10 protein-coding genes and 1 pseudogene are annotated in these 10484 nt (G+C 52.1%); 6 read left to right on the forward strand and 5 right to left on the reverse strand.

Annotated elements, in window-relative coordinates; translation table 11 throughout:
* Positions 1-203 precede the first annotated feature (203 nt).
* Positions 204-2030, reverse strand: coding sequence for an IS1634 family transposase (locus tag B5F76_RS13900; RefSeq protein ID WP_087355636.1), 1827 nt, complete (start codon positions 2028-2030; stop codon positions 204-206).
* Between the two features lie 315 nt (positions 2031-2345).
* On the opposite strand from B5F76_RS13900, the gene B5F76_RS13905 reads away from it, so the two are divergent.
* The 5 genes and pseudogenes from B5F76_RS13905 (at position 2346) to B5F76_RS15425 (ending at position 6625) form a co-directional block, all read left to right on the forward strand.
* Positions 2346-2672 (forward strand): DMT family transporter, encoded by a 327-nt coding sequence (locus B5F76_RS13905; protein WP_087355638.1) that lies wholly within the window; start codon positions 2346-2348, stop codon positions 2670-2672.
* A gap of 189 nt (positions 2673-2861) precedes the next feature.
* Positions 2862-4091, forward strand: a complete 1230-nt coding sequence (locus B5F76_RS13910) for an MFS transporter (RefSeq protein ID WP_087355639.1) — start codon at positions 2862-2864, stop codon at positions 4089-4091.
* Between the two features lie 165 nt (positions 4092-4256).
* Entirely contained in the window at positions 4257-5285 is a 1029-nt protein-coding gene (locus tag B5F76_RS13915; RefSeq protein ID WP_087355641.1) for an SMP-30/gluconolactonase/LRE family protein, read from the forward strand.
* A 225-nt stretch (positions 5286-5510) separates the two neighbouring features.
* Positions 5511-6265, forward strand: a pseudogene (locus B5F76_RS15420) (aldo/keto reductase); the annotation flags it as partial.
* 54 nt (positions 6266-6319) lie between these two features.
* Positions 6320-6625, forward strand: a complete 306-nt coding sequence (locus tag B5F76_RS15425; RefSeq protein WP_342633814.1) for a 4Fe-4S dicluster domain-containing protein — start codon at positions 6320-6322, stop codon at positions 6623-6625.
* 126 nt (positions 6626-6751) lie between these two features.
* Here the strand turns inward: B5F76_RS15425 and B5F76_RS13925 are convergent, their stop codons facing one another.
* From B5F76_RS13925 to B5F76_RS15225, 4 genes are all read right to left on the reverse strand, one after another.
* Positions 6752-7162 carry an OsmC family protein gene (locus tag B5F76_RS13925; protein ID WP_087355643.1) on the reverse strand — a complete coding sequence of 137 codons (411 nt, stop codon included), beginning with the start codon at positions 7160-7162 and terminating at the stop codon, positions 6752-6754.
* Positions 7163-7335: 173 nt separating this feature from the next.
* Positions 7336-8355: an AEC family transporter gene (locus B5F76_RS13930; protein ID WP_087355645.1), complete on the reverse strand. Its 1020-nt coding sequence runs from the start codon at positions 8353-8355 to the stop codon at positions 7336-7338.
* A 186-nt stretch (positions 8356-8541) separates the two neighbouring features.
* Positions 8542-8724 carry a hypothetical protein gene (locus tag B5F76_RS15220; protein ID WP_204218434.1) on the reverse strand — a complete coding sequence of 61 codons (183 nt, stop codon included), beginning with the start codon at positions 8722-8724 and terminating at the stop codon, positions 8542-8544.
* Positions 8715-8915, reverse strand: a complete 201-nt coding sequence (locus B5F76_RS15225) for a hypothetical protein (protein WP_204218435.1) — start codon at positions 8913-8915, stop codon at positions 8715-8717. Before B5F76_RS15225 ends, B5F76_RS15220 begins: the two co-directional genes overlap by 10 nt.
* Positions 8916-9538: 623 nt before the next feature.
* On the opposite strand from B5F76_RS15225, the gene B5F76_RS13945 reads away from it, so the two are divergent.
* Positions 9539-10484, forward strand: a 946-nt coding sequence (locus tag B5F76_RS13945) for an RNA-guided endonuclease InsQ/TnpB family protein (protein WP_144268503.1), incomplete at its 3' end; no start/stop codon positions are given.

Here is a 10484-nt window from a genome sequence, read left to right on the forward strand (position 1 = left end):
TGTGGACCGCTCTGGTAAACTGGAGTGATACAGTATGAAATATAACCTCTTATGGCAAAGTCGAAGTCAGATTGGCTGATTTTTGATTTTGTCAACACGACCTAGCACTATCGGACAACCAGGAGGGGCCATGTCCAGCTCAGGCAAACAAGTTGGCTATCTCCTAAATTCCCGAAGCAAGATAGTACACAAACCGAGGCAGCTTAGCTTGAGGGGAGCTCTGCCTGAGCATCTACCTTAAACTGCTCAACACTTATCCCCAATGCATCCAGAAGCTTCTGGTGTAGTGCGGTAGGTGCTTTTAAAAGTCTTATTTTTTTATCTTTGCCATAAATGAACTGCAGATTGGCAAAGGATTGAACCAATTGCTTCATTGTAAATTTTCCAAAGTGTTTCGTATCAGCCTTTTTTAATAAAGCTAAAGCACTATACATGCAATTAAATAACGCCAATGAAATAAATTGTACAAACATTTTGCCTTCAGCAGTATAATCATTATGTGTACGTAGTCTGCGTGCATCCATAGTATTTTTCCCTGTATCAAAGGTACATTCAATACATTCTTTATCACGATAATTTAACAAAGCTTCATTTAGTGTCAATGAAATATCAGTTGTAAATAAACAAAACCAACCACATCTATTATACCATAAACGAAATTTTTCATCATCATGACTAATTTTCCATCCATATGAAGAAGAACTATCCTCAGTAACAGAGAAAAATTTTTTAAATTTAAATATTTCCTTAGCAGGGAGTTTACAAGGTTTATCGCGATATTTTTCTTCAAGCTCATTTATTTTATCATTCAGATTTCTATAAGCATGACAAACTTTTGTACTATCAAGTGCAGCCCGATTTTTATCAAAAAAGAACATTAAAACACCTTTAACACCATTATAAGTATATTCTTGTTTAAGACCAAATGTGTTTTCAAAATCAGGGAGCATATTATTAATTGATATATGACTGTTATTATTAATTGCAATATCTACTAGTTCATATAAACTTTTAGTGCGTGATAAGGATATGCCAACAAGAAGCTTGAAACCAAGACTATGCAAGAAATGTATTCGCTTAGAGTCACCAAATCCCCTGTCCATAGTAAAGATTAACCCTATTGACAGACCCATTTCCTTAAGATCTTGTAAAACATACGGTAGTTGAGTAGCGTCATTAAGCGAACCATTGTATAGACAGAAGTAGAGAGGAAGTCTGCTTTTTTGATCTACAAGTAAACCTATGTTAACTTGCGGCAGGTTCTCATGATCACGATTATATCCGTACTCGGCAATCTCTATGTCCTGAGCATATGTTGAAATAGACGAAACGTCATAGAATACAGTACCCTCCTTTTGATTGTGTTTCTTGATCCATTCGACAAAAAACCTTTTTTTGATACCGCGATCGATAGCTGAGAACACTTCGCTGGCACGACGGTCATCCATGTTCAATGCCCCAGCAAAATTACGAGAAATGAAGTCGGGCAAATGCATCAAGGCATTTTGTCCTTCGCAAAACATGGCGGCTATGGCCATGATTGCCCAGAGTAACTGAGAATTGCCCTGCAAGGCCACTTTTAACGCGTCCGTTATACCTATCCTGTCTGCCAGCAACCCAAGCAACAGGGCTGTTCCCTGGACTACTTGTTCTCCTTCGAACAGGACAGCTTGCATGGGATTTGAAACATTTGCCTGATTTGTCCGCGCGCCCTCAACCCTATTTTTGGGCTGTCTCGCAGCCCTCCTTGCTTCTGCCTCACGGCGCACTTCAAGGACACTCTCTGGAATGTTTGTATCTACTAGTGTGTAATAATTGTCATTAGGATACATCCTGGATGTATCAGCAGTTGAAACACAAGAGCCAATCGCTTTGGATTTGTGTGAGGGCATATTGCCGTTTGCCCTGTTACGGAAATGCTCAGTGTAGAGGTAGACCTTCAGCTCAGTCACTTCTCCGGTCTTCTTGTCGTGGACTTTTTGAACATAGCAGCCCCTGGGCGTGGCTACGATAAGATGCCTATATATCATATCTACCTCCGTAGACTATTTTAATAGCCAAGTATTATATAAAATAGTCTACAAAATGTCAAGAAAATTTTGCTTAAATAAAATAATTTTTTTAAGCAAAATCAAATACTAACCAAGGTATTGTTCGTTAGAAAGAGCTTACTGCGAGCGTAGAATATGTTAGACGACCCGGGAATTTAGGCCAAAACGGTATTGCCCTTTTTCCGCACTGCTGATAGACAGCTTCCATCACCTCCTTGCGGGAGGAACGCGAGTAGGATCTTCTGGCTTCCGCTTGCTCGTGCAACCAAGCAAGCCGCAAGGAGCACATGTATTATGGCATGGATTGCCCTTTTGATCGCTGTCGTCACGGAAATCCTCTGGGGACTGAGTCTCAAGTGGGTCCCAACAACTGCGCGTCCCCAGCTGGCAGCCCTTGTTCCCATTGTGTTGAGCTTTCTCAACATGGGACTCTTGGCCTACGCCATGCGTTCCCTGCCCGCGGGCACGGCATATGCCATCTGGACAGGTCTCGGCTCCGTAGGCGTCGCAGTCGGCGGCATGTTCCTGTTCCAGGATCGCATATCGCTGCCGCAGGCAGGCTTTTTGCTGCTGATTCTTGTCGGCGTTGTCGGGGCGCGTCTCACGGTTCCCCAGCAATAGGCAAGAGCGGCCCTTCAAGCTTACCCCGTGACTCGAAACCAGAGCAATCGGGGTCGCTTTGGACAAGCTATGCGCTCTTGAAAACGGCGTCAACGCCTCTTGAGCCCTTTTCCCATTGCCTCCCAGAAGCATCGGCCGTAGAAGAAAAGACACAGTTTCTTTCCCTTCTGTCGTTTCAGGGAGCCATCCATGTCCAAATCCGTCCTCACCTGTGCGTGGAGCATCTTCTGCGTCATGGCTGCGGCCAAGCTGTTCAATTCACTGCAGCTGGTCGGCCTTGCCACTGTCTCCGGCGACGTGGCTCAAACCCTTCGTGCAGACGCAGCAGCCTTGGGGCTTTTGGGCGCAGCCTATTCCTGGACGTACGCGGCGCTGCAGATTCCCTCAGGCATTCTTGTGGATACGGCAGGTTCCCGCCGCTGCATGAGCCTTGCCCTGGTCATTGCCGCAGCGGGAACACTCTGCTTTGCCCTCTCGGAAAGCCTTTTCACTGCCTGCGCAGGGCGCGTTCTCACTGCGCTTGGGCTCTCGTTCGTGTCGGTTCCGCTCATGAAGCTCATCAGCGTCTGGTTCCCGGTACATTTGTTCGGCAGAATGACGGCCCTGGCTCTTGTGGTGGGCAGCCTCGGCTACTGGGCTGCCACGACACCGGTTGCGACCCTCTCCGAGGCCTTTGGCTGGCGAGTGCCCTTCCTGGGAATGGCAGCCCTTCTGGGCATTCTGGCCGTCCTTGTCCATATCATAGTGCGCGATGCCCCGCCCGGAAACCACTCCGCCACAGTGCCCCTGCGGCGCAGGGAAATAGCGGGCATGCTCAAGACCATAGTTTCCAACCGCCAGGTTTGGCTGCTCGGCTTCTGGTACCTCTTGCAGGGCGGCTTCTACTTCTCCTTTGTGGGCCTGTGGGCAGGACAGTACCTGACATGCGTAGCAGGCATGGACGCCACAACCATTGGATGGGTGCTGGCTCCGGCTGCCATTGCCATCATCACCACCCCCATCTTCACCTGGATAGCCGCAGCTACGGGCAAAAGAAAGCCCGTCTTCCTTGGCCTCTCCATCGCAAGCACGCTCCTTTCCATCCCCCTTGCGACCGGCCTTGAGGGCTATTCTGCTCCAATCCTCTGCGCGCTCTTCTTCCTGCTCGCAACGGCAGCCACAGGCGGCGTTGCCGTGATCTTCGACGGCGCAAAGAGCCTCTTTCCGCTTGCCCTCTCAGGCACTGTCTGCGGCTTCATCAACATGTTTCCGCTCATAGGCGGGGCTCTCATGCAGCAGGGCATAGGCTCGCTTCTCGAATACCTTGCGTCCCAAGGGATCGCTGAAGGATCGGCCTTCACCCTTTCCTTCCTTGTCTACCCCATCTGCGCCCTGCTCTCCCTGCTCCTTGCTTGGAACTACAGGGAAATTGAGCAATAGGGCTCTGGGACCGACTGTCTCTTGCCCCACGCTGCGTCGCGTACCATGTGACACAGGACAAGCTTTTTTTGTTGCGGGCCGGGAGAATTTGTCGCATAGAGCAGCCCGGAGGCGGCGCACTCTCCATATCAGACAAAAATCCCGGCGCCGATTTACCCTATTTTGATGAAACACATTCTTCCTGCCTGTGTCCTTTGTCTTTCTCTTGCGGCACAGGTTCATGCCGAACAGCCTGCCCCAACAGACAAGGCAGGACCTGCCCCTCTTGCCGCCTGGCCTGTCTCCACGAGCCTTGCACCTCTTCCCCTGGCTGAACGGGATCTCCCTGCCATGCAGGCTGTGCCCTACCATCAGGTGAGCAGCGAAGGCCACACCCTGGAAGGAGCCATATCCGATGGCAAGGGCAACCTGCTCTTTTGCGATGTGACAAGGCGCGTGGTGCTGCGCCTCGACGCTGACAAAAAGACAAGCGTCCTTGTGCGCTTCGACACAGTGGCCCCCGGAGGCCTTGCCCTGCACAAGGATGGGCGCCTCTTCATTGCCGCCATCAACCTGGACAACAACAGGGGCAGCATACACGCCCTGACAGCGGACGGAAAACTCGAGACGATAGTGGGCCCGGACAAGGGCTATCTTCCCAACGATCTCGCCTTTGACAGCTACGGCGGTCTCTATTTCACAGACTTCAGGGGCTCTGCCACGGATCCCGCAGGCGGCGTGTACTACATCGCCCCGGACGGCAAAACAATCACGCCAGTACTGACAGGCCTTGCCCAGGCCAACGGCGTGGGCCTCTCGAAGGATGGCCACACCCTGTGGGTGACAGAATTTGCCCGCGGCCAGCTCTACCGTGTGGACCTTGCAACACCCACAAGGATCACACCAGTTGGGACAAGCATTCCCTACCGCTTTGCCGGCCCTGCTCCGGACTCCCTGCGCGTGGACGAGGCAGGCAACGTCTACGTTGCGATGTACGGCCATGGGCGCGTCCTTGTCTTCGATGCCTTGGGCATTCCCAAGGGGCAAATCCTTCTCCCGGGCAGGGACAGCGGCGCACATCTTCTCACGACAAGCCTTGCCCTTGTGCCTGGTACAGACGAACTCTTCATCGTGAGTGGCAATCCTCCAACGGGTGCAGGCGCACACGTCTTTCGCGCAAAGGCCATGGCCAAGGGCCAGCCTGCAACGCGCTAGGGCTCACTTCTTCCTTCTTTTCGGGCAGCCACAAAGGCTGCCCTTTTTGCTGCCCAAAGGGCCTTCTTTGCCACAATCAGGCAATCATTGAGAAGAAACGTGTGTGCCAAAAGCGAAAGAATCTGTAGTACATGTCTTCCAAACCCCAAAGAGGAGGGAAAGAACATGCTTTACAGAACTTTTGGCAAGACAGGCGAAAAGGTGTCTGTCCTTGGCTACGGCAACATGCGCCTGCCGGTTGTGAACAACGATTACGGGGTGGTGGATGTGGACGCTGCCATGAAGATTGTGCGCCACGCCATCGACAACGGTGTGAACTACCTCGACACAAGCTGGCCCTACCACAGCACGAGCCTCGAGGGTGGCGGCTCCTCCGAGCCCTTTGTGGGCAAGGTGCTGAAGGAAGTGGGCCGCGACAAGGTCTTTGTGGCAACAAAGCTCCCCATCTGGCTTGTGAAGAGCCGCGAGGACATGGACTCCTTCCTTGAAAACAGCTGGAGCGCCTTGGGACGGACTACGTGGACTTCTATCTTGTCCACACGATCAATTCTTCGCGCTGGGCAAACCTCTTGCAGCAAAATCTCGGCGACTTCCTGGACAAGGCCCTTGCCAGCGGCAAGGTGCGCTACGTGGGCTTCTCCTTCCACGACAAGCCTGCGCTTTTCGACGAGGTTTTGGACTACTACGACTGGTCGTTTTGCCAGCACGTCATGAACTACTACGACGTGAACTTCCAGGCTGGCCTTGCAAGCCTGCGCAAGGCCCATGCAAGGGGCCTTGGCGTAGTCGCCATGGAGCCTGTCATGGGCGGCCTTCTGGCGGACGCCCTGCCCGAGGGAGCAAAGAAAATCTTTGCCGAGAGCGGCATAGACCGTTCCCCCGCGGCCTGGTCCTTGCGCTGGGGATGGGATCAGCCGGAGCTCTCGCTCCTTTTGAGCGGCATGAGCACCATGGCGCAGGTGGAGGAAAACCTGCGCCTGGCAGAGGAAGCCGAAACACCGCTCACCTGCGAGGAGCTGGCTGTCATCGACAAGGTGCGCAAGTATCTCTTCGATCAGTTCGAGATCCCCTGCACTCAGTGCAACCTTTGCTCCTGCCCACATTACATCGCCATCCGCGACAATTTTACCATCTACAACACGACAAAACTCTTCAACATCACCGGCGGGATCCACGACAAAAACTACGACCTCATGCTGCGCAACAGTTGGCAGGAGGCAGACCTCTGCCTCAACTGTGGCAAGTGCGACAACATGTGTCCGCAGGGCATAGACATCCCCACAGCCCTGCGCAAGGTCAAGCGCTACTACGCGCAAAACAGCGCTGCCTGGGGCGCGTAGCAAGGCAAAAACAAAGCCCTTTCCCATGCCACGTCTGGCATGAAAAAAGCCCCGTTTCGCCAAGAAAGCCCTGGCTAAACGGGGCATATATTTTCCGGGACCTCTGCGGCCCGGGGCAGTGCAAGCCTATTTCTTCCAGTTGAAAACAAATTCCTGCTCTGTTTCGGGATGCAGGCTCAAATGCACGGGGCAGGTGTGGGCGCAGCGCTCAAGGGAGGCCTTCTGCTTGTCCGTGTATTCCCTGTCGGGCATATCGAAGATGACCTGGATCTTGCCTATGCGGCGGGGATTGGCGCTCATGGTCTTGGTGATGCTGATTTCCGTGCCCGTGATGTCCACGTCGTGCTGCTGGGCGTAGATGCCCATGATGGTCATGCAGCAGGTGGCAAGGGCAGTGGAGCACAGGTCCGTAGGCGAAAAGGCTTCGCCCTTGCCGTGGTTGTCCACGGGTGCGTCGGTGATGATGGTCGTGCCGCTGGCAATATGGGTGCATTCGACACGCAGGCCGCCAAGATACTTCGCTTTCATGTCTGCCATCTTCTTCTCCTTGTGATTTGGATTGGGCGCAGAGCAAGAGCTATTGTCCGCACCGTGCTTGCTGCCTGACTTCAGGCAATGGATTTTTGATGGATACCCAGGGTATAGCGTTGCCCAAAGGCCGGATCAAGCTACTCTTTTGCCCAGGCTTCGGGACGACATTTGTCTTCGGTCTACAGGGCTGCCATGGGGGGCATGAGTTCAAGCCAGGTCAAGAGCCAGATGGCGCCCATAAGGGAAAAGAGGCTCAAAATGTTGGTCACGGCCACTGTGAGTGAGGCCTGCCCGGGAACTGCCTGGTAGACCTGGGCCAGGGAGGCGACCATGACGGCCGTGCCGGTAGCCATCATGATGACGCTCACAGTGATCATGATCGGATCGCAGTCCAAAAGGCTCAAGGCAGCCAGCGTGACCAGGGGAAGGCCCACAAGGCGCCAGCCCATCATCCAAATCTGGTGTCCCAGGGATATGCTGTGGCTTTTGAAGGCTTCCCTCAAGTTCTTGCGCAGGGAAAACCCCAGGGCAAAGAGCATGCAGGTGGGCGACACGTAGCCAAGCATGGCGCAGGCCTTGTCCAGGGGCTCCCAGAGGGGGATTTCCAGAAAGGCTATGGACAGGCCGAAAACGGTTGCCATGACAAGGGAATTGCCCAGGATGAAGCGGCGTATGAAGCGCCAGATGCGGATGCGCAAGGGTATGACAAAGTTGATGTGCCTTCCGTCCGGCATTTTTTTCTGCCGTGACCAGCCGAGCATGACCATCTGGCCGATGACAACCACCACGTTGCAGGCAACAACCGAGAGCCCTGCCCCGCTCAGGGCCTTGGGATTGTCGGGAAAGAGATTGATGATGACCGACAGGCCCACAAAGCCAGCGTTGCAGAACACACAAGACAGGCTGGAGATCATGGAGGGGCCCACATCCTTTTTGCGCAAATATCTCTCAAGGCAGAAGAAGAGCGCAAGTGCTCCCACCTGTGAGCCAATCATGCCAAGCCACCAGTTGCCTTGCGAAAACTGTTCTGGTGTTGTTGTGGACATGATGTGGAAGAGCAGACAGGGAATACAGATGTTGATGGCAAAGTAGCTTAGGCCATCACCCGTACTCTCGGGCAGGTAGTGGATTCTTTCTATGATAAAGCCAACAAAAATGATGAGGAAGATGGGTGCCAGGGAGGCAAAGATCATGTACATTGGGAAACCTTGGCCTGCGTGATGAAGAAGGAAAACCGGTCACACGCTGGCATATTCGGGCCAGCACCGGTATATTGTGCATTGTGGGAAGGAAAGGCATAGCCCCGTCCCTTGCAAAACTCAAGGCCCTGTGCCCAAAATGACTGTTTCCTTGTGAAAAAAGGCCAAGGACAGCCACAGAGATGCCTACTCACCCTCCGGGGCTTTTTGCTGCTGTGCCTTCAGGGCCGCGACTCTCTTTTCGTCCACAAAGTGCGTCGCGTACCACTTCTCTATTCCCGGATTCCCGCTCTTGCTGAAGCGCAACGGGCGCTTTGCTCCCTTCCCGCCCCATTGCCTGTACTGGCTAATCGAGGGTTTCAGGCCCATTTTCTACGCACAGGAGCGAATCTCGTGCATGGCGCAAGGGAGAGCTTGCTCAGATTGCTTGTGCAGACACGTTCGAGATAGTCCACGCGACCATTGCGCCACTCCTCGTACTTTTGTTTGGTCAGGATGCCTATTTCCATCAGGACATCCACAGGGGCCGTATAGCCGCGCTGACTGATCTGGTTTGCCACTGCAGCATAGACCTTTTGGGTCAGTTCCTAGTTGTTTATGGTAGTTGTTTGTTCCTGTTTTCAGGTTCACCTGCGTACAAAGTGCACAAGTAATATCTTTTGATTCTACAAACAAAAGACGATATTCCCTTGCTCCCTCAAGATGCAGTTTGCAGACTGTATGCATGGAGGGAGAGCGTCACAGGAAGTCTGATTACCAAAATGCGCCGTAAAGCCCAGTCCTTCAGGACGGGGATATAAGGCGCCCGCCAGCCTTTGTCTGCTTAATGTCCTGCGTGTCAGAGCTATAGAACTCTCCCCATGTGCCGAATGGCACACCCCTATCAATGAAACATCGGCGACCCTACCCCTCTGAGGCGTGCTGGCAGTTATTTCATAGAAAAAAAAACAATATACCATATATTAAAAAGCTAAATCGCTAAACATATACTAAAAAAACAGGTAAAGCTCTTGACAGCCACTCAATAATCAAGGAATATTTCCTTTGAAGAGTCTGAATAGACCTTGCCAACCGCTCTCCAGCGTTTGTGACAATCAAAGAGCAAATCGGCATAGAGGAGGATTCACGATGCTGTACCGTTTCAATCCTTTGATATCTTTCGCACAAAAGTGATATTTGCAATATGAAGATTATCCACAAGGGCTTCACTTTTCGTCTCCTGCCAGACAAAAAGACGGAAAATCTCTTTCGGCAATTCGCTGGTTGTTGCCGCCTGATCTGGAATCTTGCCCTTGAAAAAGAGAAGACAGCCCTTGACAAGGGAACAAAATTTCTGGGGTATCACGCCCTGTGTGATCAATTGATGGTCTGGAAGGGAAAGAAAGAATCGGAGGAAGAAGCAAAAGTTTTTCCCTTTCTTGCAGATGTTCACTCCCAGATTCTGCAACAGAGGCTGAAGGATCTGGACCAGGCCGTCAAAAGATTTCGGGAGAGCGAAACAGTCGGTTTTCCGAAATTCAAGAGAAGGGGGCGTGATGACTCATTCCGCTATCCACAGGGATTCAAGCTGGATGAGGGGAACAGCTGTATCTATCTTCCCAAGATCGGTTGGGTTCGCTACAAAAAAAGCCGGGACATTCAAGGCACACCCAAGAACGTAACGGTTTCGCTTGAAGCGGACCACTGGTACGTATCCATCATTGCGGAAATCGAGATTCCCGATCCTGTACACCCGTCTCAGGAGGCCGTTGGTCTGGACGCTGGCGTTGTACGCTTGCTGACACTTTCGGATGGCAGCTTCATAGTGCCTATAGACGCCCTGCGCAAATACGAGGAGAAGATAGCCAGTCTGCAACAGGAGTTGAGCCGAAAGGAAAAGGGGTCTTCGAACTACAAAAAGGTTCAGGCTCGCATAGCGAAAATATATGATAAGGTTGCCAATACTCGCAAGGACTATCTGCACAAGGTGACGACAGAGATCAGCAGGAAATTTGGAATTGTAGTAATTGAAAATTTGCTGGTCAGGAATATGACCCGTTCGGCAAAGGGCACTGTAGAAGAGCCCGGACACAATGTGAAGGCCAAATCAGGGTTGAACAAGGCCATCCTGGACCAGGGATGGTACGAAC

Origin of the sequence: Desulfovibrio sp. An276, assembly GCF_002159665.1 — a bacterium.
In the GTDB taxonomy this organism is placed as follows: Bacteria; Desulfobacterota; Desulfovibrionia; order Desulfovibrionales; family Desulfovibrionaceae; genus Desulfovibrio; species Desulfovibrio faecigallinarum.

Bases quoted from the DNA above. Each gene is read 5' to 3' on its own strand.
- B5F76_RS15220 (WP_204218434.1), bottom strand. From the start codon at position 8,724: ATGGGCCTGAAACCCTCGATTAGCCAGTACAGGCAATGGGGCGGGAAG.
- B5F76_RS13930 (WP_087355645.1), bottom strand. From the start codon at position 8,355: ATGTACATGATCTTTGCCTCCCTGGCACCCATCTTCCTCATCATTTTT.
- B5F76_RS13925 (WP_087355643.1), bottom strand. From the start codon at position 7,162: ATGGCAGACATGAAAGCGAAGTATCTTGGCGGCCTGCGTGTCGAATGC.
- B5F76_RS13900 (WP_087355636.1), bottom strand. From the start codon at position 2,030: ATGATATATAGGCATCTTATCGTAGCCACGCCCAGGGGCTGCTATGTT.
- B5F76_RS13905 (WP_087355638.1), top strand. From the start codon at position 2,346: ATGGCATGGATTGCCCTTTTGATCGCTGTCGTCACGGAAATCCTCTGG.
- B5F76_RS13915 (WP_087355641.1), top strand. From the start codon at position 4,257: ATGAAACACATTCTTCCTGCCTGTGTCCTTTGTCTTTCTCTTGCGGCA.
- B5F76_RS13910 (WP_087355639.1), top strand. From the start codon at position 2,862: ATGTCCAAATCCGTCCTCACCTGTGCGTGGAGCATCTTCTGCGTCATG.